General features: G+C 39.6%; 21 protein-coding genes. 7 read left to right on the top strand and 14 right to left on the bottom strand.

The genetic code is table 11. The features are described 5' to 3' along the window. Nucleotides 1-8 precede the first annotated feature (8 nt). The 5 genes from ldpA to lepB all read right to left on the bottom strand — a co-directional run bounded on the left by ldpA (nucleotide 9) and on the right by lepB (nucleotide 7,062). Nucleotides 9-1,136: a circadian clock protein LdpA gene (gene ldpA / locus NOS7524_RS17950; RefSeq protein ID WP_015139905.1), complete on the bottom strand. Its 1,128-nt coding sequence runs from the start codon at nucleotides 1,134-1,136 to the stop codon at nucleotides 9-11. Between the two features lie 331 nt (nucleotides 1,137-1,467). Further along, nucleotides 1,468-3,303, bottom strand: coding sequence for a GGDEF/EAL domain-containing response regulator (locus NOS7524_RS17955; protein ID WP_015139906.1), 1,836 nt, complete (start codon nucleotides 3,301-3,303; stop codon nucleotides 1,468-1,470). Then, nucleotides 3,300-5,261 carry an ATP-binding protein gene (locus NOS7524_RS17960; RefSeq protein ID WP_015139907.1) on the bottom strand — a complete coding sequence of 654 codons (1,962 nt, stop codon included), beginning with the start codon at nucleotides 5,259-5,261 and terminating at the stop codon, nucleotides 3,300-3,302. Before NOS7524_RS17960 ends, NOS7524_RS17955 begins: the two co-directional genes overlap by 4 nt. 38 nt (nucleotides 5,262-5,299) lie before the next feature. Next, entirely contained in the window at nucleotides 5,300-5,605 is a 306-nt protein-coding gene (locus NOS7524_RS17965) for a hypothetical protein (protein WP_144050886.1), read from the bottom strand. Between the two features lie 812 nt (nucleotides 5,606-6,417). Next, the gene (lepB, locus tag NOS7524_RS17970; protein WP_015139909.1) at nucleotides 6,418-7,062 is read right to left on the bottom strand and encodes a signal peptidase I; all 645 of its coding nucleotides are present in this window, start codon (nucleotides 7,060-7,062) and stop codon (nucleotides 6,418-6,420) included. 283 nt (nucleotides 7,063-7,345) lie between these two features. Here lepB and NOS7524_RS17975 point away from each other — a divergent pair, with 283 nt between their 5' ends. Continuing rightward, a complete protein-coding gene (locus tag NOS7524_RS17975; RefSeq protein WP_015139910.1) occupies nucleotides 7,346-8,665 on the top strand; it encodes a dihydroorotase in 1,320 nt (439 codons plus the stop codon). A gap of 200 nt (nucleotides 8,666-8,865) precedes the next feature. Then, complete coding sequence (locus NOS7524_RS17980; protein ID WP_015139911.1) at nucleotides 8,866-10,038, top strand: patatin-like phospholipase family protein; 1,173 nt, start codon at nucleotides 8,866-8,868, stop codon at nucleotides 10,036-10,038. A 1,225-nt stretch (nucleotides 10,039-11,263) separates the two neighbouring features. Here NOS7524_RS17980 and NOS7524_RS17985 read toward each other — a convergent pair. After that, nucleotides 11,264-11,719, bottom strand: a complete 456-nt coding sequence (locus tag NOS7524_RS17985; RefSeq protein WP_015139912.1) for a bifunctional alanine racemase/tRNA (adenosine(37)-N6)-threonylcarbamoyltransferase complex ATPase subunit type 1 TsaE — start codon at nucleotides 11,717-11,719, stop codon at nucleotides 11,264-11,266. Nucleotides 11,720-11,824: 105 nt separating this feature from the next. After that, nucleotides 11,825-13,195 carry a gluconeogenesis factor YvcK family protein gene (locus tag NOS7524_RS17990; protein ID WP_015139913.1) on the bottom strand — a complete coding sequence of 457 codons (1,371 nt, stop codon included), beginning with the start codon at nucleotides 13,193-13,195 and terminating at the stop codon, nucleotides 11,825-11,827. A gap of 173 nt (nucleotides 13,196-13,368) precedes the next feature. Between NOS7524_RS17990 and ruvC the strand changes: the two genes are divergently transcribed. Continuing rightward, a complete protein-coding gene (ruvC, locus tag NOS7524_RS17995; protein WP_041555833.1) occupies nucleotides 13,369-13,860 on the top strand; it encodes a crossover junction endodeoxyribonuclease RuvC in 492 nt (163 codons plus the stop codon). A gap of 138 nt (nucleotides 13,861-13,998) precedes the next feature. Here the strand turns inward: ruvC and NOS7524_RS18000 are convergent, their stop codons facing one another. Together NOS7524_RS18000 and NOS7524_RS31205 are read right to left on the bottom strand one after the other, a co-directional pair. Continuing rightward, the gene (locus tag NOS7524_RS18000) at nucleotides 13,999-15,024 is read right to left on the bottom strand and encodes a 2-hydroxyacid dehydrogenase (RefSeq protein ID WP_015139915.1); all 1,026 of its coding nucleotides are present in this window, start codon (nucleotides 15,022-15,024) and stop codon (nucleotides 13,999-14,001) included. Between the two features lie 117 nt (nucleotides 15,025-15,141). After that, nucleotides 15,142-15,498, bottom strand: a complete 357-nt coding sequence (locus NOS7524_RS31205) for a DUF4278 domain-containing protein (RefSeq protein ID WP_083882657.1) — start codon at nucleotides 15,496-15,498, stop codon at nucleotides 15,142-15,144. A 266-nt stretch (nucleotides 15,499-15,764) separates the two neighbouring features. Here NOS7524_RS31205 and NOS7524_RS30180 point away from each other — a divergent pair, with 266 nt between their 5' ends. The 3 genes from NOS7524_RS30180 to NOS7524_RS18015 all read left to right on the top strand — a co-directional run bounded on the left by NOS7524_RS30180 (nucleotide 15,765) and on the right by NOS7524_RS18015 (nucleotide 19,108). After that, the gene (locus NOS7524_RS30180) at nucleotides 15,765-15,923 is read left to right on the top strand and encodes a hypothetical protein (RefSeq protein ID WP_015139916.1); all 159 of its coding nucleotides are present in this window, start codon (nucleotides 15,765-15,767) and stop codon (nucleotides 15,921-15,923) included. 93 nt (nucleotides 15,924-16,016) lie between these two features. Beyond that, nucleotides 16,017-16,949: a GNAT family N-acetyltransferase gene (locus NOS7524_RS18010; protein WP_015139917.1), complete on the top strand. Its 933-nt coding sequence runs from the start codon at nucleotides 16,017-16,019 to the stop codon at nucleotides 16,947-16,949. Further along, nucleotides 16,946-19,108 carry a peptidase domain-containing ABC transporter gene (locus tag NOS7524_RS18015; RefSeq protein WP_015139918.1) on the top strand — a complete coding sequence of 721 codons (2,163 nt, stop codon included), beginning with the start codon at nucleotides 16,946-16,948 and terminating at the stop codon, nucleotides 19,106-19,108. The genes NOS7524_RS18010 and NOS7524_RS18015 overlap by 4 nt, the downstream gene beginning before the upstream one ends. Nucleotides 19,109-19,410: 302 nt before the next feature. Here the strand turns inward: NOS7524_RS18015 and NOS7524_RS18020 are convergent, their stop codons facing one another. Next, nucleotides 19,411-20,565 carry a glycosyltransferase family 39 protein gene (locus tag NOS7524_RS18020; RefSeq protein WP_235622363.1) on the bottom strand — a complete coding sequence of 385 codons (1,155 nt, stop codon included), beginning with the start codon at nucleotides 20,563-20,565 and terminating at the stop codon, nucleotides 19,411-19,413. Between the two features lie 472 nt (nucleotides 20,566-21,037). Between NOS7524_RS18020 and NOS7524_RS18025 the strand changes: the two genes are divergently transcribed. Beyond that, nucleotides 21,038-21,427, top strand: a complete 390-nt coding sequence (locus tag NOS7524_RS18025; RefSeq protein WP_015139920.1) for a RidA family protein — start codon at nucleotides 21,038-21,040, stop codon at nucleotides 21,425-21,427. A 30-nt stretch (nucleotides 21,428-21,457) separates the two neighbouring features. Here NOS7524_RS18025 and NOS7524_RS18030 read toward each other — a convergent pair whose 3' ends face one another. The 4 genes from NOS7524_RS18030 to NOS7524_RS18045 form a co-directional block, all read right to left on the bottom strand. Further along, nucleotides 21,458-22,252, bottom strand: a complete 795-nt coding sequence (locus NOS7524_RS18030; RefSeq protein WP_015139921.1) for a GNAT family N-acetyltransferase — start codon at nucleotides 22,250-22,252, stop codon at nucleotides 21,458-21,460. A gap of 360 nt (nucleotides 22,253-22,612) precedes the next feature. Next, a complete protein-coding gene (locus NOS7524_RS18035) occupies nucleotides 22,613-23,533 on the bottom strand; it encodes an NAD(+) kinase (protein WP_015139922.1) in 921 nt (306 codons plus the stop codon). A 6-nt stretch (nucleotides 23,534-23,539) separates the two neighbouring features. Then, nucleotides 23,540-23,845 (bottom strand): NADH-quinone oxidoreductase subunit NuoK, encoded by a 306-nt coding sequence (gene nuoK / locus NOS7524_RS18040; protein WP_006199065.1) that lies wholly within the window; start codon nucleotides 23,843-23,845, stop codon nucleotides 23,540-23,542. A 37-nt stretch (nucleotides 23,846-23,882) separates the two neighbouring features. Beyond that, a complete protein-coding gene (locus NOS7524_RS18045) occupies nucleotides 23,883-24,491 on the bottom strand; it encodes an NADH-quinone oxidoreductase subunit J (protein ID WP_015139923.1) in 609 nt (202 codons plus the stop codon). Nucleotides 24,492-24,555 lie beyond the last annotated feature (64 nt).

A 24,555-nucleotide genomic window follows, 5' to 3' on the forward strand; every position in this document is an offset into this window, starting at 1 on the left:
ACGAGCGATTAGCGTTCCTGCTGTGACTTGATCTGGGAAACAAGGGAAGACGCAAGCTCTACTGCTTGCCAGAGTAAGTCTGGTTCTTCTTCCAGGCGAACAGTCACCTTGACATTATTTTTCACCTCCTTGTTTTCCAACTGTTCAATAATGGGTGCTAGCATTACACGGGCATAGCTACCATAGGCGACTCCAGCAATGGATGCTGAGGAGCTGAGTGTCTGAGGGTCGGAGTCTTCCCCTACTCTGTTCAGTAGTGCCATTGCTTTTAACTTAGCAACTGTGTAGCTGTTAGTGCCACCTGCTAATTGTACATATCCTGGTAATTTAGCTGTCAAAACTTTTTGTCCTAATTTGATAGTGGCTAATGTGGTGCCATCGCCAATATCCCCACTCATAGGACGGCCGTCTGTTTGCCAAATTAAAGTAGTACGAACCGGAGAAATTAAGTCAGAGATAGATTGAAGATATTTGACTATACCTTCTCCATCAGGGCAACTAATGGCTAGTACCTTTAATTGCTCTACCCATGGTGAAATTACTTGCCATAATCTTTGAAATTCTGCCAAACGACCTACTTTAGTGTGTATTTCTATGGCATCTATTCCCGTTGATATTACCAATGGCGCGATCGCTCCAGGCGTTGTCACATAGGACTTTGTATAAATTATATCATATGGACAAACTGGCAAGCAACGACCGCAGCCATAGCATTTTTCCGGCTCAACTCCTGAAAAATTCTCTTTTAGGGAGTTGAATACGATGGCTTGGGCTGGACAAATCTTTTCGCAGGGTCTGGAGCAGTCTGGTGGACAATCTTGAGGATTAAACTCTGCTTTACGAAAATGCGGGTCTTCTCCATCATTCAAGCTCACCATTAAAAGCGGTGAGCTACCTTTGTAATTAAAGCCTCGTGTTTGGGCATCTTTAACTAAGGTTTTGGCTACTTTTAAGGCTTCTTGGGCGGCGCTGATCACTGCTGGATCAGCTGCAACATCTATACAGTCAGCGCCCGCTAAGGTATAGGCTAATGTTAAACTTCTGACTGCGGGTAGATGTTGGAAACTGGCTCCGCAGATGAGCTTGAACCAGCGGCCTTGTTTTAGAGATTGTAAAGAGGTTAAAGGATCAGTCACATTTCTATTATGCTTTTATGTGACTGAAAATAGAAGTCTGGGATCAATAAAAATTCTAATTCTTTGATTCTGAGTTCTCAATTTATTGATTTACTTCATCTGTTAAATTGTCTGCATTTGGTTAGAATTTGGGCAAATAGACGTGATGGCAACGATTTGTCTATGCCAAAAATCTTGTTGGCGATCGCGTTTTGACAGGGTTTCAATTCAAAAACTTCTGTATGAAGGCTAATTCGTGTTTTTTTGAGAGAATTTCCTTCTCAGTTACTGAGGAGTTGCTATATCTGTAGAGAAACTTTGATGTGCAAACAAGCTGGTCAATAATTTCATTTTACCATTGAGGTGATGACTGCATCAATTCGAGAACCAGTTTCTGGGATATAGCTTGAGAAAATAAATATCCTTGAGCAAAATGACAGTTTAAATTTTTTAGTTGTGCTAATTGTTCTGGAGTTTCCACTCCTTCAGCGATTGCAGTCATACCCATCGAGGTGGCAATGCCAATCATCGCTGGCACTAATCCCATATTTTCTTTGTTTTCCTGCATGAGTTTGACAAATGATTGATCAATTTTTAAAGCGTCAAAAGGAAACATATGTAAATAACTTAACGAAGAATAACCTGTGCCAAAGTCATCCATAATTAGTTTAATTTTTCTATCTTTCAATTGTTGTAAAATAATTTTGATTTCATCAGTATTTTTCATAATAACACTTTCTGTAATTTCTATTTCTAGGCTCGCTGGATTTACTTGCGTATCACAAAGAATATTATCAATTTGGGCGATAAAGTTAGGTTGGTAAAACAAGCCAGCACTTAAATTCACGCTCATGGTCAGAGTTTGAGATGCCGTCGAGTGATTTTGCCAGATCTGCAATTGCTGACAGGCTGACTGTAATACCCACATATTAATCGGATTAATCAAACCAGTTTCTTCAGCTACAGGAATAAAATTTGTAGGATAAACTAAACCATGAGTTGGGTGTTGCCAGCGTAAAAGTGCTTCAAATCCAGATATTTTACCTGTATTTATCGAAATAATTGGCTGATAATAAATAATGAATTCTTCTCTTTCAATAGCTTTACGGAGGTCATTTTCCATCTCTAATAATTCGATGGCTTCTTGATACATTTTAGGAGCAAAAACATGATATCTACCTTTACCTAGAGCTTTTGCATGATACATCGCCGTGTCAGTATCCCGTAGCAAATGCTCTGGTTTATCGTAGTTTTGACCTCCCCAGTTAATGCCTATACTGACATTCATAAATACTTCATATCTTGATAATTTAAAAGGAAGCGATAATTTTTGTAAAATAGATTCTGCTACTTGAATTGCTTGGCAGACATCTGTTAGTTTATCTAAAATGATCCCAAATTCATCACCACCTAATCTTGCTATTGTATCAAAAGATGTTAAGCATGATTCTAGCCGACGAGCAATGACAATTAGCAATTCATCTCCCACTAAATGCCCTAAAGAATCATTGACTACCTTGAAGCGATCGCAGTCTAAACACAGGACTGCAAAATGATAATTAGCCTCTTGTTGAGTACGAATCAAAGCTTTTTCTAGTCGCTTGATAAATAAAACTCGGTTTGGTAAGCCAGTAAGTGAATCATGTAAAGCTAAGTCTAATAATTTACTTTGCAGTGATTGGCGAACAGAAATTTCTCTTTGTAGTTTTTGCAGAGTAGTTTCTAGCTCCCAGGTACGCTGTTTTACCCTTTGTTCTAGTTGAGAATTTAGTGTGATTATTTCTAACTGTGCTGTCCTCAATGTAATTTGATTTTGCACTCGTACCAAAACTTCTTCTAGTTCAAATGGTTTGCTAATATAGTCAACCGCACCGATTTTAAAAGCTTTAACTTTATCAAATACATCATCTAAAGCACTAATAAAAATTATGGGAATATTTGCAGTTAAATCCCAAGCTTTAAAACGCTGACAAACTTCATAACCATCTATTTCCGGCATCATAATATCAAGTAAGATTAAATCCGGTAATAATGTCTGACAAGCAGTCCAAGCCATCTGCCAGTCTAAAGCTTTGCGAACGTTATATCCTGCTCTGCTGAGAATTGAAGACAAAACTCGCAGATTATCTACCATATCGTCAATTATCAAAATATCTGTTTTATATTGCTCTAACTGCTGGTAATTCATTCTGCATTTATCTTAATCAGATTCATAATTTTTTCAAATTGATAGTTGTTCGCTAAATCCTTGATAAATTGGGCAATGAAATTATTGCTTGAAGGTATTTGCTGGATTAATTTAAAAATTAACTCATCACTACAACTAGCTGCGGCGTAATATAACTTTTTTCGCCAATCAGATGACATTTTTGACAAATTCAATACAATATCAGTTTCACTTGGTAGTATTGATCTGTCCGAATCTAAATCTGTGGCTTTAGGCATTTTGACTTCAGTAATATATTTTATCCCTAAATATTTTTTGAGTTTTTCCAGTAATACTCCCTGTACAAAAGGCTTACAAATACAATCATCACAACCACTAGATAGAATTTTTTGTCGTTCTTCCTCAAAAGCAATGGCAGTAAGAGCAATGATGATTGTGCGAGTGTTTGTTTTTGACTGTACGGCACTCATACATTCGGATAAATATCTCAAGTTAGGAAGACATTGAGTTGTAGAGTTGTTCCTAATTGACGTAAGTATGGGCTTTTCATGTTGCATTTCATGGTTACGAATCAAACGTGTCGCCTCATAACCATCCATCACAGGCATTCGCATATCCATCAAAATTAAGTGAGGTTGCCATGAATGCCATTGAGTAAGAGCTTCTTGACCGTTAGTCGCTTCTCGCACGGAGAAGCCAAGCGATGATAGAAGTTTTACAAGTAACAGACGGTTGTCAGTGACATCATCGACAACTAAGATGCGATATTGTTTTTGTTGTGGCAATAAGCCAATTACTGCATCTGGGGTGGGTGGGAGTTGAATCTCACTAGCAGAGATTAAATCAACCTGAATATTAAAAGTAAATTTACTCCCAATACCTACGGTGCTAAATACAGTAATATCTCCCCCCATCAGTTGCACATATTTACGACTAATTACTAGCCCTAATCCCGTTCCTTGTTGTGATTTTCTACCACTTTCAGTTTGTCTAAAAGCTTCAAACAATAGATCAAGTTCTTGTGGGGCAATTCCCATGCCAGTATCTTGAATTTCAAAGATGAGGGATGGGAGATGGGTAACAGACAAAGGAGAGGGGGGTGACAAGGTGGTGGCTTTACTTCTTTGTCCCCTGGTGTTGCAATGTTCAATGGGGAAGAAGCAACTGCTTGGATTTCTCTCTTTATCTCCAGTTCCCAGTTTTACTCTCAATGTCACACTACCAGATGCTGTATATTTGATGGCATTACTCAAGATGTTGAGTAGGATTTGACGTAGTTTACTTGCGTCTGTTTGTATGTATCGGGGTAAATTGGCTGCATATTCAAATTTCAACTGTAAACCTTTTGCGGCTGCACGAACTTGCAATATTTTCTGCACGTTATCCAAAAGGTGAAGTAAATCAAAGTTGCTGAGATTTAAAGTAGTTCTGCCTGCTTCAATTTTGGAAATGTCCAAAATGTCATTGATTAAGTTGAGTAGATGTTCGCCAGCACGGTTAATAATTTCCAAGTTCTGCTGATTTTCAGTAGAAAGTGTATGGTCATGGCTCATGATTTGCGTGAATCCCAATATGGCGTTGAGGGGTGTCCGCAATTCATGACTCATGTTTGCTAAAAATTCGCTTTTGGCGAAATTTGCTTGTTCAGCTGCTTGCTGACGTTTAATCAGTTCTTGTTGAGAGCTTTGCAGTTGCTCAATGACTACTAGGAGTTCTTGGGTACGTTTTTTGACTTCAGCTTCGACAACACGGTTGTACTCTGCTAGTAACTGCTCTGGTTGATTACACGGGGTAATGTCAGCAAAATTAGCGATCGCAAAGGCGATTTTACCAGATTCATCATAAATCGGCACTGTTACAGATGGGACTGGCGTGATCGCACTGTGGCCACACAATTTGATTTCTGATGAGTTGGTTAACTTCTGTCGTGCGTCAGAACATGGCTGGAGTCTCATCTGCTGGTATCCATCGGTAGTCATTTTCTTGGCTAAAGTGGGTAGTTAAACATATTGATATGTCAGGTATTGTTCCATGCCATGCCTGATGCTTGCTTCCCTAACTTGCGCTGCAAAAAACTACGCCAGAAAGAACAACTTGGCTGCAATAGAAGTTGAGCGAACAAAATTTCAGTTGTTAATTGAGTAGTTAGCTGTCTGCACAAGAGATCACCCATCAGTTTCACCACCCTGTCAATCTGCAACACTAAAAGACTAATCAGAGCTAACTTGAGAGACAACTGGGCAAAAACTTTGCTAATTGAGTGATGAGGGAATTTAACAGACTGAAGTTGGAACAACATGGATGTTGAAATTTTTCCTGACACTAATGATAGAGAATATAAGACATATCAGCTACCTTATCTTTAAGGGTTAATACTTAAAAAAATAGGGAAAAACATCAAGCAAGTAGCTGATATCAGTATATAAACTTACAGAATTTTATTAGTTCGTACTCATGCTGTAAACGCATATCTACTGAAATTGAAACCTCAAACTTTGTTATAACACCATAATGTGTTCCCTATCATCTGACAATACATAAATATGTATGACTGAGGGAAAAGATATATTTACATAGATTCCCAAAAGACTGGTTTTTAGCTTAGATGTCGCTATTAGCACCCTAATAGCAGTGATAAGATAATAAGTGCTATAAATTACTCATATGTACATTTTTCCTCAACCTAGAGGAAATTTCCCAAATATTGTCTAGATTCCCAGTGTGCAGATTTTGGTTCTGCTCCAACCTGTTGAAAATCTGTATCTTCAATAAAGTCAAAAAATTAGTATGTAGTTGGTACAGTTAATTAATAATAATTTTTATTTATTATTATGAATAATTGTAAATATATATAACGATTGGGTGCAGTGCAAATTTAGCGGAGAAAGAGGCTATAGAAATGTACCTCATATAGATGCAAAGTGGTGCATTTTGAATAGAAATCTTTGTTATAAAAATTATGAATTGAACAATAGTTCCTAAATGGTCAAGGCTGCCAAATTTATCTGTATAATCAAGCCCAAATCAAAAATCCCAAATGGTTTGACTGGGGTGAACAGTCATCATTTAGGCAATATACAAAGTAGTTATTTTGTTTTTTCACCCCAAAATTCTATTCGGTAGACAATTAATTATTCACTGTCCATAGAGTGGTGACTTATCAATTTCTCCAATATTATTGAGTGGCCAAAAGCGAATTATGGCACGACCGATAATATTCTGACGAGGAACAACACCCCAACAACGGCTATCGTAGCTGCTATTACGGTTGTCGCCTAGCACAAGATAAGAATTGGGTGGTATGGTTTGGGGTTTAGCTAAGAATGGCGGTTGTTGACCAGATGTACAAACATCAATAACCGTACTTCCCTGAATTTTGAGATATTTGTCTTCATCAAGAGGTTTTTTGTTGATGTAGACTTTGCCATTTTTAATTTCTACTGTTTCTCCGGGTAAGCCAATGATCCGTTTAATGAAAGCATCCTGATATTGTTCTTTTTGTAACTCTTCTGTAGGTGAAAAAACTACAATATCTCCCCGTTGTGGTGCAGAGAATCTATACTTCAATTTATCAACAATAATCTTGTCTGCCTCCCATTGGTTTGGAGTTCCGTGTAAAGTGGGTTCCATAGAGCCAGAAGGAATCCAGCGTGCTTCTGCTACGAAGGTACGAATGCCCAAGGCTAGGACGATACTTAATACAACTGTTCTACCTAGCTCTGCGATCCAGGAATTATCGGTTTGTTTACTAGAATTGTTGTCAGACACTTGATTTTGCATGAAATTACTGAAGTAAGGAAAAATGCAAGTTAATGGACTCGTTGAGGGAGACTATATTTGTTAATCTTAACGACAGAAAGTTGATTGAGTAATCATTGGACTATTGAATGAACCAAGTGGTTGCAGTTCGCGATGGATATGGCTCTAATAGCAAGTATATTCATAAATTTAAAATAAATTTTTTCAGGAACTGCAAAATTCTATAACAAAAATTTCTCGTCAACTTGACCGAAAAGTAGATTTTTCTCTATCTTGAGCTTCCTGTTAGAAAATTGTTAATCTCATGTCATCACCCCAAAGTTTACTAATTCGTCACGCTCGCATGATCTTACCTAATGGTGAATTCATGGTAGGAGATGTGCTGATACGCGATCGCCTGATTGTGGAAGTTGCACCAGAAATTGCCACAACAATCCCCGCCAGAGAAATTGACGCACAAGGGTTAACTTTGTTGCCGGGAGTCATAGACCCGCAGGTACATTTCCGCGAACCAGGGTTAGAACATAAGGAAGATTTATTCACCGCCAGTTGTGCCTGTGCCAAAGGTGGAGTGACATCTTTTTTAGAAATGCCCAACACTCGTCCTTTGACCATTAACCAGGAGGCTTTAGACGACAAGTTACAACGCGCCTCCCAAAAGTGCTTAGTTAATTATGGCTTTTTTATTGGGGCAACAGCAGATAACTTACCAGATTTGCTGGCTGCCTCACCCACACCAGGAATCAAGATTTTCATGGGGTCAATGCACGGTCAACTCTTGGTTGATCAAGAAGCGTTGCTAGAGTCCATATTTGCTCAAGGTCAGCGTCTGATAGCCGTTCACGCCGAAGACCAAACCAGAATCAATCAACGCCGCCAAGAATTTGCAGGTATTCATGATCCGGCAGTTCACTCCCAAATTCAAGATAATCAAGCCGCACTTTTAGCAACACAGTTAGCATTAAAACTTGCTAAAAAATATCAGCGTCGGTTACATATTCTGCATATGTCCACGGCTGAGGAAGCAGAACTGCTACGTCAAGATAAACCCAGTTGGGTGACAGCAGAGGTAACACCACAGCATTTGGTGTTAAATACCAGTGCCTATGAAAAGATTGGCACATTAGCACAGATGAATCCGCCCTTGCGATCGCCCCACGATAATGAAGTCCTCTGGCAAGCGTTGCGGGATGGTGTAATTGATTTCATTGCCACAGATCACGCACCCCATACCCTAGAAGAAAAAGCTCAAGAATATCCCAATACGCCCTCTGGGATGCCAGGGGTGGAAACTTCCCTAGCTGTGATGTTAACCTCGGCAATGGAGGGAAAATGTACCGTTCCCCAAGTCGTGAATTGGATGTCTAAGGCTGTAGCTGAGGCTTATGGTATTCCCAATAAAGGTGCGATCGCTCCCGGCTACGATGCTGATTTAGTTCTAGTAGATTTGAACACTTACCGTCCCGTCCGACGAGAGGAATTATTAACCAAGTGTCGCTGGAGTCCCTTTGAAGGCTGGAATCTCACAGGGTGGGCTGTCACAACTATTGTCGGGGGTCAAATTGTCTATGACAAAGGGCAATTAAATACAGAAGTGCGGGGTCAAGCTTTAAGTTTCTCATAGCAAAGAAGAGCTTGAATATCAAGCATAGTGTATGCAGTTAAGGAGGCAGGAGACAGAATTTGTCTTGAATTTTGTACTCCTGCCCTAGGGGACATTTTGTCAACTAAGAATCCATAGGGTATTTTGAATTGGTATAATTTCTGTCTAGGTCAGAAACTATACCTTAACTAAACAACAAAATACTATTAAGGAGAACGACAATGTCCTTCAAAATCTTGAGTTTGGATGGTGGCGGTATACGTGGAGTAGTTACAGCACGCATCCTTCAAGAAGTGGAGCGACAAATTCAAAAACATCAGGGTAAGTCTTTACACGAATATTTTGACCTAATTGCCGGCACTTCCACAGGGTCGATTTTGACAGCCGGTATTGCAGCGCAGAAACAAAGTGTCGAATTAATTCAACTGTATAGAGAACAGGGTAGGCAGATATTCCCCATTCATCGAAAAGAACGCTACAAAAAAATGCCTCGTTTTATCCAACCACTTTTAGAGGCATTTTCACCACCTAAGTATGCTCATCAAGGACTGATTGATGCCCTAACGGGTGTGTTGGGTTACAAACGTATCCAGGATATTGAAAAACCTATTATCTTAATTCTGGCTTACGATACTCTGTATCGGAACACGACATTTTTTACTAATTGTCATCCAGATTTGGGAGCGAGATGGTACGACGAGTGTTATTTGTGGCAGATATGTACTGCATCTGCGGCTGCGCCTACCTTCTTTCCACCTTATAAATTAGAGCCAGTTAACAAAGAAAAATTCGGCCATTGGGTTTTTCCTCATATTGATGGAGGGGTATGTGCTAATAACCCAGCACTAGCCGCACTCAGTTTAGTCATGAGGTTGAGTCAGTCTTCCATTTCATCGGCAATCAAGCAGCAATATAACTTGAATGGTGTGGGTTTAGAAGATATTGCGATTTTGTCGATTGGGACTGGGCAAACTGGCGAACCATATCTATATGAGCAAGTCAAAGATTGGCGAAGCATACACTGGGCGCAACACCTCATCGATATCTTTATGGAGCCGACATCTGAGATTAGCAGTACCATTTGTCGTCAAATCATGGGCGGATACAATTCTCAACGCTACTTGCGTCTTCAGTTTGATTTGAACGAGAAATTTCAAGCCAAACAAGAGGAAACTTATAAAGATACTCGTAACCTTTTGAAACGAAACGAACGAGTGAACAGGTTTACTCAAACCCTGATTAGTGAAGATATGGATGATGCTAGAGATCAGATGGTTGAACAGTTAATATATGCTGCATCTCAATTTATTGAAGAAGGGCGCACTTATTACACCAGAAATGGCCATGGCCCGAAAGTAAAGGATGCGATCGCTGATTTTATTCTGTCCAATTAGTATTTTTACGTAAAAAAATTTAGGGGAAATTTTTTAAATCATTTGGCTAGTGTTTATACTGAAGATTTTCGTATAAATACTAAACCATCTCGTTAGAATTGCTGCAATTTTCATAAACCTAGAGTTAATCATAAGAATTTCTTGTCAGAAGAATTAACCAAAATCAGTTTATCTCATAATTAACAATTAGTAACTTTATGAGTATAGATCCTGAGTTGAGTTTGGGAATACTTAAGTACCAGGACAGCTTAGACGGCTAGTACGGAAATTAGTCATGATTTAACTTGTCTCCGTTAGCTTTTTGGGATTAACTATCCGGATGTTTGAGCAAATAACTGTAGAGAACAATAGGTTTAAGTAAACGGGCAAATTTCTGAGACAACTATGTTTTATACATATAAAAATTTTAGATGCACTTAATTTGTACCCCCTTAAAACCTATTTCTGACATCTCTGATTGCCTACTGTTTCAGCAATATTATGGCTAAAAATCTTAGCCTTACTGAGCATAACACCGTCAGAAACCAAGAATAGGCAATTGTTCTAGCCAACTCCAGGACAAATATCTAGAGACGATTAAGGAATGGGTTAACAGTAACAACCGTAGTGCATAAAACACAAAATTTTTACCAGTATTGACTGGTTCACTGAGAACTGATAACAGCCAGAACAACAAAATTATTCACCAAAGGACAAGTTTATGTGAGTTTTTATATCAATCTAATTTATTGAAAAAGCAGGTATTAAAAAAATCTTGTTCATTACTAGATATCGCCTGCAAAACCATTTTTGAAGACAATTTGAGTTATTTTTTTACCCATCTACTACCATATTCACCGCGAGAATACGCAATTTAGCTAACCTCAGCCAGCAATTGAGTAGATGGTAAATATCACCACAAATGTGCTTGTGAATCATATTTCATTGATTTTGGGATTAAAGCAGATAACTATGTTAGTGAATTTTCTTGATGAGCGTGGTAGCGGTAGATAGAACGAGTGCGGAATTCTCCCTCGACTATCGTGGAATATTTTGGATTGTCGTCAGACTGTGAGGTTAAATTGGGAATGACGCTGTTTGTGCTGATACATTTAGGAGAATACGGGTGTACTTGGGGGTAAATTTGTTGATTTACCCTCCTCAATGTCAAAATGTACTGTATTCAACTAGCAAACTAATCTGTAGAAATGTTGACAGCGTTTTTACCCAAATTGAGCAAGACATTTCACATAACAGCAATAAATTCGTTGATGGTGCAGTTAAATGGTATGATTTCAGCTTGACGAATGCCCTCATCTCCATAAGTCAAATGCACTTGTAGAAAACTACTTGGCTTGTAAGGCATTCGTTCTGCCCACTCAATCGCTACAATACCTGGAGTCACCTCAACACCTTCCCAATAGATTTCTATATTTAAAGCTGAAACCTCTTGTGGTTCTAAGCGATACAAATCAAGATGGTAAAGGGGTAAACGTCCTTCTAAATACTCATTAATTAGTGTGAAAGTAGGACTAACAATTGGATCAGTGATACCTAAACCTTGTCCGATACCCTGCACCAACGTAGTCTTACCAGCACCTAAGTCACCTTCTAAAAGAATTACGCTACCAGCACTCAGAGTTTGCCCAAGACTGATACCCAAGTGTAGCGTTGCTTCTGTATCTGCTAGCAAAATTTTCATAATTTAGGCAATAGGCAAAGTCATTTCTTCGTTGAGTCAGCAATGAGATATTTTTATTTGGAAGTCTAACTGTGGACTATGGACTGTGGAATGTGGGCTGAATTCTCATTTTCCATGATGAGCGCCACTGTACCACTTTAATAGGACTTTTGCTAACTTCTGAGGATTGTGACGCACAAAACCGGTTTCATCTTCGTACATCACATTAGCTAAAACAATTCTTCTTCCTAGTTGGGATACAGCTTCTCTGTCTAAAAAAACGGGATGGGAATTTTGTTGTGCGTAGCGGATAAGTGATTGGGCTGAGGGTGATTTTTTGTGTACTAATACAGCATCAAATAGTTGTCTTTGCCCACAAGCAACATCAACAGCCCGAATGTGATCAGCAACACTATACCCTTGAGTTTCTCCTGGTTGGGTCATAATGTTGCAGACATAAATGCGGGGGGCTTCGGATGCTGCGATCGCATCCGCAATTTCTGTGACTAATAAGTTAGGAATTATGCTGGTATAAAGGCTACCTGGGCCAATAATAATATAGTCAGCTTCTTTAATAGCTTTAATCGCGGCTGGCAAAGCTGGTGGGTTAGCAGGAATGCAACCAATGTTAACAATTGTCCCTCCGGCTTTGGGGATATTCGACTCGCCCTCAATCCGACGGCCGTCAGCTAATTCTGCCCAGAGACGAACATCGCTTAAAGTGGCGGGTAAGACTTGTCCTCGCACTGCTAACACTTTGGAACTAGCAGCTACAGCCCGTTCTAAATCGCCAGTGATATCACTCATGGCTGTTAAAAACAAGTTACCAAAACTATGACCAGTTAACCCATCTCCAGCCCGAAAACGGTATTGAAATAATTCTGTTAATAATTTTTCTTCATCTGCTAAGGCTGCTAGACAGTTGCGAATATCCCCTGGCGGTAAAACTCCAAATTCCTGGCGCAATCGCCCAGAAGAACCTCCATCATCGGCAACAGTAACAATAGCAGTAATATTAGCACTGTAGGTTTTCAATCCCCGGAGCAAAGTAGATAGTCCTGTACCACCACCAATGACAACTATTTTTGGCCCTCGGTACAATCGGCGATGGGCTAAAAGTACATCAATGAGTTCCTCTTCTGCATCTGGTCGGAGTACCTGTGTAATTGAACCAACAGTGCGAGTTTGTCCCCACAGCAGTAGTAACAGACCAAAAAGTATAACTAAAGGGCCGCTGACATAGTTAGGTAAGATATAAGCGATCGCTCCCAAAAAACCCCTAACCAACTCCAACATCCAGAAAATAGGGGTCAGCTTCACCCAAATAGCTAACCCCAGAATTGCCAACAGTACACCACCCACACTGATTAACAACCAACGTTTGATTGACAGTCCAGGGGATAACCATTTGAACCACTGGTTCACACGATGGGAAGTGCGACTGCGCGACTGCTTTTGCAGCGCATTGAGGGCTTGTCTGAGAAAACCGATTGACATACCTGATTCGGAACAGTGGTACAAACAAAAATTAACAGAAAATGTACACTAACTGGTTTTAACACCAAGTATGAAATTATGGAACTTTTCAGATCCATAAGACTAGAGCCACATTGTTAAATTTGGCAATACTGGCTATTAAACAATAAATTGGCATGGTAGAAGATATTTTCATGGAAAAGCGAATTTTAGGCTTAGATCCAGGACTGGCAATTTTAGGATTTGGGGCAATCACCTGTACAACTAGCCCCACCCATGCCCAAGAGACAGTAATCAATATTTTAGATTTTGGGGTAATCAGAACTGCGGCAAATATAGATGTCGGGCAACGTTTATGTACTTTATTCGATGATCTGCACACTCTGATAGACCATGTGCAACCGGATTTAGTAGCAATTGAAAAACTATTTTTCTATCGTATGTCAAGCACTATCGTTGTGGCACAAGCTAGAGGTGTGGTCATGTTAGCCTTGGCGCAGCATCAACTGCCATATGTAGAATTTACTCCTGCTCAAATTAAACAAGCCTTAACAGGTTATGGCAATGCAGATAAATCAGAAGTACAAGAGGCGGTAGCACGGGAGTTAGATTTAGAAGATATTCCCCAGCCTGATGATGCAGCAGATGGTTTGGCTGTAGCTTTAACTGCGTGTTTTCAATTGTAATGATGTATGCCAACAATTAGGACTTACCCAGGAGTCATGAAATTGGGAATGGTGGAGGCAGTGCGTTGCTCTGGTTTCCAGAGTTGTAGCAACTGCTCTCATCATCACTAAATTATCCGGACTTAATACCAAATATATTTATGCTACCAAAACCTTGTCTCCAACTTCTGGTTGAGGACGCAGCTCATTTGGACAAGTACGACCTTGTTCCACATCGGTAATATTTGCCAAGGTCGTATCAGCAATATTACGCAGAGCCTCTTCTGTGAAAAATGCTTGGTGTCCGGTAATCAGGACATTAGGAAACGTTGTCAACCTTTGAAAGACATCATCCTGAATGATGTGTCCAGACCAATCCTCAAAAAATAGCTCTGATTCTTGTTCATAGACATCCACACCCAACGAGCCTAGCTGACGTGTCTTCAGCCCTTCGATGACGGCTTGGGTATCAATGAGTCCACCTCGGCTAGTATTAATTAACATTACACCAGGTTTCATTTGTGCGATCGCCTCGGTGTTGATGAAATGATGAGTTTCCGGTGTGAGGGGACAATGCAAAGAGATAATGTCAGACTTGGCAAATAGTTCCGGTAATTCTACATACTTTCCACCTAATGCTGCCATGTCAGGATTGTGATACACGTCATAGGCCAGTAGATGACAGCCAAACCCTTTCATAATCTGTCCTAAAATCAGACCGATTTTGCCAGTACCGATAATCCCTACTGTGCGTCCGTTTAAATTAAATCCCAACAGTCCATCTAGGGAAAAGTTACCTTCTCGGACACGGTTGTAAGCACGATGAATTTTCCGATTCAGACTCAAAATCAAGCCTACAGCGTGTTCTGCAACTCCATAAGGCGAGTAGGCGGGAACACGCACAACGGTAATACCCAAATTAGCTGCGGCTTTTAAGTCCACATTATTAAAGCCTGCACAACGGAGAACAACTAAGCGAGTTCCTCGTGCAGCCAGAAGTTCTAAAGTAGGTGCATCCATTTGATCGTGGACAAATACGCAAACCGCCGGAAATCCGGCGGCTAGGATAGCAGTATCTTGATTGAGACGGGGTTCAAAAAACACCAAATCGTGTTGCTTGGGAGAATTTGCAGCTTCTAAAAACTGCCGGTCATAGGCTTTTGTACCGAAGACTGCGACTTTCATGTACAACCTCAAATTGTATGGTGCAGGTTTTTCCAGTACATAATAGCTTGGTAATCAGAGAAGCAATGTCTATAAAAAGCTATATCTAAACCTCTATAATGATTGTCAGCTATAGGTTTAGTTATTTTTCTGGCTCATCTCACCACTAAAGCAAAAATTAATTGTTTTACTCCTAAGAGGGTGTTTGAAAAGTTTTGAGGGGTAAAATTTTATGCCAATCGCCTCACCATGATCCGGATCATGGCAAGGTAGGATGAAACACTTTAAACTTCTCCGTGATTGGGAAATTGTAGATATAACTTGGTTTTTAATATAAAGTGCGCCACGATAAATTAGAGTTTGATCTGTTTGGATATTTTGGTTAACAACTGAACAGTTAATATTGTAAGCAGCATCACGATACTTTAAAGATACTTTTGCTTCCGTCTCTTTAGATAAAGTATCATCGCATTTATAGGGTAATAATTGACTAATTTATTTATAGGATTTCTAGAAATTAATGTCCATGTATAAAAGTTAAGGATTTAGCACAGAGGGGATTGACTTAACTTTTCGCCCTTTTTCTCAGCCACAGGTGCAGTTTATTGCTGTTTTACCCAATTAAGTTAAGTCAGTTAAGCCAGATAAGTCCTTAGCTTTTCTGTATCGACAATTATTTGCTCTCATTTCATTATGGTAATTGTGAAGCAGAAAAAATCAAGCTTCAACAAGTCGAAATAACTCAAATTAGGATGTTAATCATGAATACTCAATCTGTAAATAATTCCAATAATGACACCAAAATCAATAGCCAAAATACTGTTAAGTACCCAGAACTTAACGACTCAGAATTAGAGGTTGTTTGCGGAGGTGGAAATTTGATTGGACGTAGAAGGGGTTTTTCAAGTCATGTCAAGTAACTCAGTCATTGCAGTAGAGACTGAAGCAGCTTGACTGTCAAAGTAGATGATGACGTGAACTCTGATAAGTCAATAGGAACGGGAGTAAAGAATATGGGTAAAATTCCATGCGTTGACACGGTGCAATCATGTCAATTGACTTTGATTGGTACAACCAATGCCTCTGTTTATGAGGAATTTACTTATCCGCACTTCCGTTTCCTGTTGCAGAACTTGACACCCGATGTCCCTGTTGTGGGCATTGGGGTTGAGTTAGCAGGAAATCCCATTGGGTTAGCTTTAGCTCGTTATAGTCCACAAGTTTATGGGCAAATACTTTCTTTATTTGTTGTCCCTAGCCATCGTAGCCAGGGTGTGGGTACAGCATTAATGGCGCGAATGGAAACAGAACTTCAGCACCGAGGTTGTACTGAAATCGAGATTAACTATCTCACAAGTTCTAATTCTCCGGCTTTGGAAGGTATTCTCAGCCATCAAAAATGGTCTACACCCAAAGCTACAGCCTTGATCTGCTACGCTTCCACAGATCGAGTTGAAAAAACTAAGCAACCGCACTTGACGCAATATTTAGATTGTTTACTTGCCAATCTCCCAGCAGATTACAGCCTTTTTCCTTGGAATACTTTGACAAATAAAGAACGAGAAGAAATTGCACAGCAAGTAGAAACTGATACTTTGGTGCGTCGATTTAATCCATTTTCAGAAGAGAAGAAGCTAGAACCTCTTAATAGTCTGGGCTTACGCTATCAAAATCAAGTAGTTGGCTGGATAATTACCCATCGCACTGCACCTGATACTATCCGCTATACCCAAATGTTTGTAAATCCCAAATCTCAGCCTTTGAGCCGCAGTACCTTATTATTAGCTAGAGCAATTCAACTACAAGTAGAGAATCTTCCCCATACCAAAGGCACTTTTCGGGTGGATATAGACAATACCCCAATGGTGAAGTTTGTTCATCGTCGCCTCAAACCATATTTGGACGAGATTCGTTATGCCTGGAGTGCAACTAAGGTTTTGTCATGAAGTACCATTGGGTAAGACAACATAGTGGGGAAGACTGTGCAGCCGCGAGTCTGGCTATTGTCGCCAAACATTATGGACGCTGTTTAAGAATTAACTATATTCGAGAATTGGTAGGCACTCGGCAAGGGGGAACTACCATGTTGGGGTTGAAATATGGCGCACAAGCTTTGGGATTTGAGACGAAAGCGATTAAGGCATCCCCCGACATTTTAGACGAACTGCACGAGCTAACTTTACCTGCCATTCTTTACTGGAAAGGTTATCACTTTGTGGTGTTCTACGGGCGAAAAGGTAGGAAGTTTGTAATTTCCGATCCCGCAATGGGTATTCGCTATCTCACCCGCCAAGAACTGCTTAAGGACTGGCAAGGCTATATGATGTTATTGCTAGAACCAGATCCACAGCGTTTTGCGGCTCAAGCTGAAGACCCAACTCCGATTAATCCATTTGCTAGTTTGCTGCATCGTCTCTGGCAACAACGGGGAATTTTGCAGATTTTGCTACCTTTAAATTTAGGGGTGGGATTGTTAGCTTTAGCTACTCCATTGTTGCTGCAATTCCTCACCGACCAAGTTTTGGTAGAAGATAATAGTCAACTGCTGACTCTGGTGGCTGTGGGAGTGATGGAGTTAACCCTAGTAAATAGTGGTTTGACTTGGACGCAATCGAATTTGGTGGCTGCATTTGCAGAAAAGTTGCAGAAAGAATTAAAACTGGATTTTGGTAAACAAGTGCTGCATTTGCCTTTGTCCTATCATGAAGCTCGTCGCAGTGGTACGGCAATTCGCCGTTTGGCTGATATTCAACAGATTAATTTGCTGATTTCTCAATTGGTGATTGAGTTACCAATTAAAACCTTTATTGGCTTGGTTGCTGTTAGTTTTATTTTTGTTTATAGCTGGCAGTTGGGATTAGTGACTGTAGGATTAGGCATTGCCATGATCTTCGCAGCTTTGGCTTTTCAACCGAAAATTAAACAAGTAACTAACCGTTCCTTTGCCGTTGCAGGTGAAAATGCTGGGGTATTATCTGAAGCATTTAATGGAGCATTAACCCTGAAAACAATGGCAGCTGCACCGCAACTATGGTCAGAAATTCAAGAGCGTTCAGAACGGGAATCAAAATACAACTTACGTGCAGCGAAAATCCATGTTAGCAATCAGACAGTTTCCGAAGCGATCGCAGGTGTCGGTACAGTTATCTTACTTTGGTTTGGTAGTTGGCTGGTTTTTCAGGATCACCTCACTATTGGCAGGTTAATTGCCATTTACGGCTTGAAAGAAGGCTTTTTGCAGTTTGCGATCGCATTTGTTAAATTCATCAGCGAGTGGACGGAGATTAAAGCCATCACCAACTTACTGGCTGAACTGTTTGAATATATCCCCGAACATCAAGGTGATGCGGCTAAACCCTGGGTTCACTTGTCAGATACAGCCGACATTCAACTCAAAAATCTGACTTTTTACTATCCTGGTCGGTTAAAACTGCTGGAAAATTTATCCGTGACTATTCCTGGTGGTCAGGTGATCGCTTTTATGGGGAAATCTGGTTGTGGTAAAAGTACCATTGCTAAGTTACTAACCCGACTCTATCCTCTACAATCTGGGGAAATTTTCATAGGCGATCGCGCTTTGTCTGATTTACCCCTCGATTGTTTACGTCAGCAAGTGGTTCTCGTCCCTCAAGATAGCTTCTTTTTACACCGTTCCATTATTGATAACTTCCGACTGAGTGTCCCCAATGCCACTATTGAAGAAATTATAGAAGCTTGCCGAGTTGCGGGAGCCGATGAATTTATTTGCCAGTTTCCCCAACAATATGAAACCATCTTGGGAGTCGTGGGTGCAAACATCTCTGGTGGGCAAAAACAGCGAATTGCGATCGCACGCGCTATTTTAAAGAATCCACCAATTCTGATTTTGGATGAATCTACGGCTAATCTCGATCCAGTTACTGAAGATGAAGTTCTGGCGCAAATTTTAAATCATCGTCGTGGTAAAACTACTATTCTCATTAGCCATCGTCCCCAAGTTATTCTGCGTGCAGATTGGTTGGTGATGCTCAATCAAGGGCAGTTGCAATTTAATGGTAAACCCGAATATTTCCAAGCTGCTAATAGTCACTTCAATAAAGTGATGCCGAATGCGTTGACGTTCTGAATAAGTAAATTAATGAAAGTATTTATTTCTTACGTGTAGCTGTGATTAATACTTCCGAGAGACTATGTACCAATCAGCTAATTGCTATTGTAAATAATAAAATCGTGCTGGATGAGTGTTATATCGCTGTGACTCATGATTGTGTATCGAAGGAGAGCGATGTCAGATACATAAACAGTACAAATAGTGTACTCAAGAAGGTGTGGAGTTTTTATCGCTTCCTCCACTTTGTTACTACCAAAGGAAGGTTAAACCCTTCATCAGAGCGGTCTAAGGTAGTAGACTTCTATTAAGTACCTACTTCATTTATGCCACCAAGTAGCCGTTTGGTAATAAACTCTAGAAGAAATCAAACCAAAAATAATCACTATTGCCATGATGATTTGCCAGTATCTTCTCCGTGATGTATTAGCACTATCTATTTGTATAGCTAGTAAATAAGTTACAGCTAATTGAATACCTAAATAAGCTGGGATGAAATAAGGTTCAGAATCGGCACGAATACCACCAGCAAATAAATGTGGCAGGATTAAAGGTAATGATGGTACAACTATCATTGTTACAATAAATAATCTAACTTTATCGTTAGTAGTTTTACATATAAAATAGATAGCGTATCCTACCAAAATTAAATAAAATAATGCAATTATAGTAATTACTGGATTATCTAAACCAAAATTTAAATCAAAGAATATCCGACTTACCTGCATCAGCAAAAATGAAATTAATGGTAGCAGAGTTACCTGTTCAATATTTTTACTATCTGCTGCTAAGATAAATTGGAAGATATGAGCCACTACAATAATAATCCAAGGAACGAAAGCTAAAAACCCTAAAACTATACCTAATAAATAACTTCTGACAGTTGGACTTAGCCGAAAATTAGAAAGTAAAATTACATAAATTCCATGAGCAACCACCACAAATACACTCCATAAACAAGTATATAAACTCAACGCTAAAGTTATGGTATACATCCCCCAGGTAGTGAAGGTATCTGGTGATTTTTGCCCTGTGCTTAACTCCGGCTTCGCTTCTAGCCGAATAGCTCTTAGCAGTGCCGCACTAGATACTAAAATAGTGTTTAACCAAAGAATATATTCTTGTGCTTCTTGGGCATATATTAGGTGAATAGGTGAGATTGCCATGAGTGCGATCGCTAAACTTGGTAGCGATAAAGGTAAAATGAATAATTCTCGGCATAACCAATAAACACACGGAAAAACTAATAAACTCATTAATGCCGATAAATATCTAATTGTTGTCACCGAATTACCAAAAATTTCTACCCAAAATCTAGCTATGATGTAATAAAGTGGTGTCTTAGGAGGTTCTTCTTTAGCTAAAGAGATAATTGTGTCGCCAAAGTCCCTTTCCAAATTCAGACTTTGAAACTTGAGTAAAATTTCCTGATCAATTACATCACCATTAAATATCTGCTGTTTTACTTCACTCACCCTATAACCAGCAACATTTAATGTAGTATAAACTTCATTGATTGAATATACTTTTCTATCAATCTTACAAAAACGAAATAGTATACCCAGTACCAATAGAAAAATCATTAAAAACCGTAACCAACTCTGAACGGGTGCAGAATGCCTCATAACCAGTTTTCTTAAGCAGTGCTTCAAAAGTACCCAGTTAACTGAAGCATCTGGATCAGGTGCTAAAGTATATAGATAACAGGTGTTTTTTTAGTATCACTAGGCAACCATAATAATTTTGTAGTTTATTATGCGATATTGCTTTATTATGAAGGCTGAAAATATTGGGAAACATTAGTTATAGATACTTCATTCAAGTTTTAAATTAACCAAGTTGCTCAATTATTATTTAAGTTATTTTAGAAATTTTCAAAAAACTTAGTAAAACAGGGAATATTTGACTGCTACAATTACTAGCATTAGCTGGTAATTTTATTTATCTATGTCAATTCAAAGAACTTTTTCGGGTGCGATTTGGGAATCTCAAGTTGGTTATTGCCGAGGGGTTAGAGTTGGCAATCATATTTATATTTCTGGAACAGCACCAGTAGATACAACAGGTGCCGTTTTTGCACCTGGTGATGCTTATGCTCAAGCTAAACGCTGTTTTGAAATCATCCAAACTGCTTTACAAGAATTAGGCGCTAACCTGAATAATGTAGTACGTACTCGGATGTTTGTGACTGAAATCAGCCTTTGGGAAGAATTTGGTAAAGCACATCAAGAATTTTTTGGAAATTTTCCACCAGCTACAACTATGGTAGAAGTAAAGTCTTTAATTGATCCAGCAATGTTGATTGAAGTTGAGGTGGATGCTATTGATCACAAGTGATATATTCCATACTTATAATCAAGTAACTTTTTAACGCATAAGATAATGGCATCTAGTAAATTCTTGAAGATTAGATATAGTTAAAAAATCTATGGTTTTAAATTGTTGATCAATTGCAGGCAAACTACATATCCTAGCACCAATACTTAAATATGCTTGCATAATATGGGGTATTTTAACATGGCATTTGTCATAACAATCTTGATGAATATCCAGATGATATTGTGAATTTGGGTAAACCAAAATACTCTTGTGCATTAAATCATTTTTTTGAAAATAATGATAAGTGCAAGCAGCTTCCCAATGGCATTGTGTGAGTAATGAAGCACAACCAAAAAAATATTTGCTGTCACTCCAAATTAAATAATTAGCTAGCCCTTCCCATAGCAATAATAAAGCTTGAATACTACGATATTCTTTAGCTATGCAGGCACGTCCAACTTCTACAGATACCTGTAATACAGAATCAGGAATTGTCTTGAGATTAAATATGTCAGCAGCATCAAAGCCTAGCCCTTGGGATGCCATTTTATAAGTTTGCATCCTATAGGTACCAATCGTTTTACCAGTGGTTCTACAAATTAGCATCAAATGATGGCAAACTGCATCAAACTGATCTTGATCCATTTGGGTAAGGCTAGAATTAGATAATCCCAAGCCTAGTTCCAGATTAAACACTTCAAACCGCAAGCCAAAAATAGATGCTAATTCTTCTTCATTTGCTGCAAGTTTGAGAATATACTTTCCGGTTTCAAGTATGGGAAAATCTTTGATGTCAGAAGGAAAACTAAGAGGGTGTTTGAGATTGCGGGATGTAATTTCCATCTGTCTTCCAACTTAGATGTGTGAAGATATTTTAACTTTCCAGATTTACTGACTATACAAATAGAGTATGTGATGTTTTAACGTGTCAAAGCGTGAAAAAAAAAGTTATAGAGAACAGATTGATCAACGAGTGTTAAAGATAGTAGTTGGCTTTTATTATGGGGTTAATTTTTCCAAAAATCTGGCAATAAGATACAGAATTTTCTTAATATCAAATTTGCATAACTATTACTGATTATTTTGCTATTCAATTTCACCACAATAGAGACGTTGCATAACAACGCCTCTATTCTAGAGATGGATGATGCGTTACCCGAAATTCTTGTAGAGACGTAGCATTGCTACATCTCTACATCACAATCAATTGCGATGATTATTAGTGTAGCGAACCCTAGTGCCTGCCCAGAGCAACTTTTCTCGCAACGTCTGATAATATGAATTGTTCTCTCGCAAAACAATAAACTTAGCCCGACAATCAGCCATCCGGATATCAACGCGATGTCCAGGCCAAATTGAAGTTGCCAATACCCCATCCATCCACAATTTCGTACTCAACTCATAGTCACCCAAAGGCCAGACACTCACAACAGAACCGGCGGGTAAAACTAGAGGACGACTAGAAAGACTCATCGGACAAATGGGCGTGATGGTAATCGCCTCCATACCATCGTGCATGATAGGGCCATTGGCAGAAACAGTGTAACCTGTGGAACCTGTAGGAGTAGAAATAATCAATCCGTCACCCACATATTGATCTACCACTTCTCCGTCGATTTCCATTTCTAGGATAGAGGTGATCATGCGGTCAGCAGAAGCGGGTTTAACGCAAAATTCATTTAACCCCAGAAAGCGTTCCGTTACTGGTTCCAGATTCGTGCGATGTCCTTCATAAACCGCCGCTTGCAACATCATCCGCCGTTGAATAGCATAGCGGTCTTCAAACAGCCGATCCCAAACTTTTTCTGTATCTTGAAATTCTTCTACTGACTCGGTTAAAAAACCTAGATGACCACCAACATTCACCCCTAGAATGGGGATACCAGCTGGTGCTAAATGTCTGGCACTGGTTAAGACAGTGCCATCACCACCTAGGACAATTGCCAGATCGATTGGTTGTCCTGCTGAAGCCAAAAACACCGGATAAGGATTATCCTTTGGCCCGCTAGGCCCCATTAAGACCTGACAATTGCGACTTTCTAGTTGTTTAGCGCAAATTTCTGCCCAGCGTTTGCTCTGGGAATCTCGCGCTTTATAAGCAATGATTACCTGCTTGAGTTGCACACGCAATTACCATTTCAGGAGATTAAACTGCTCCATATCGACGGTATCACGGTTGCGATAAATGGCAAGCACGATCGCTAAACCTACCGCCGCTTCAGCAGCTGCCACGGTAATCACAAACACGGTGAAAACCTGACCCTTAATTAATGTTGAGTCAAGAAAGTTGGAAAATGCCATTAAATTCAAATTAACAGCATTCAGCAGCAATTCAATGGACATCAACACTCTAACAGCGTTGCGGCTAGTAATTAAGCCATAAATACCGATGCAGAATAAAGCTGCTGCAAGTAATAAAAAATACTGGAGTTGCATGAGTTATCGTATTCCTTCTGACAAATCTGGCTGGGATTTACTCGTTGGTTTCGCTACCAGCACCTACCAGTTCTCTGGGGCGTTCTGGTAAGGTCAACACAGTTTGTGGCAAGTCTGAGGGGGTAACTTCTGGCAGATACTCACGACGTGCCAAAATAATTGCTCCTACCATCGCCATCAATAACAATACAGAAGCCAGTTCAAAAGGTAATAAAAAGTCAGTGAAGAAATGCTCACCGATTAATACGATAGAACTTTCTCCCGCCACAGGCGTAGTTGAGTAAGCCCAAGGAGTAGCCAACACCATCGTACTTAACAGCGCGAACAATCCTACAGCTACGATCGCTGTCAAAATTTTCCGCACTCCCGCACTGGGAAAGGGAGTAAAATCCTGCCGCTTGTTCACCAACATAATGGCGAACAAAATCAGGACGTTAACCGCCCCAACATAAATCAGCACTTGGGCAGCAGCAACAAAATCACCATTTAACAACAGGTACATTCCTGCCATGCTGATGAACACGCCCCCCAACAGAAAGGCAGAATAGACAATGCTGGATGATAACACCACACCAAGGGCGGCTCCAATCATCATTACTGCCAATATGCCAAAGGTAACAACCTGTACTCCTTCCGCTAGATTCACTGTTTTTTTGTCCTCAGTCAATGGTCATTAGTCATTAGTCATTAGTCATTAGTCATTAGCAAAG

It is taken from the genome of Nostoc sp. PCC 7524 (assembly GCF_000316645.1).
Classification (GTDB): domain Bacteria; phylum Cyanobacteriota; class Cyanobacteriia; order Cyanobacteriales; family Nostocaceae; genus Trichormus.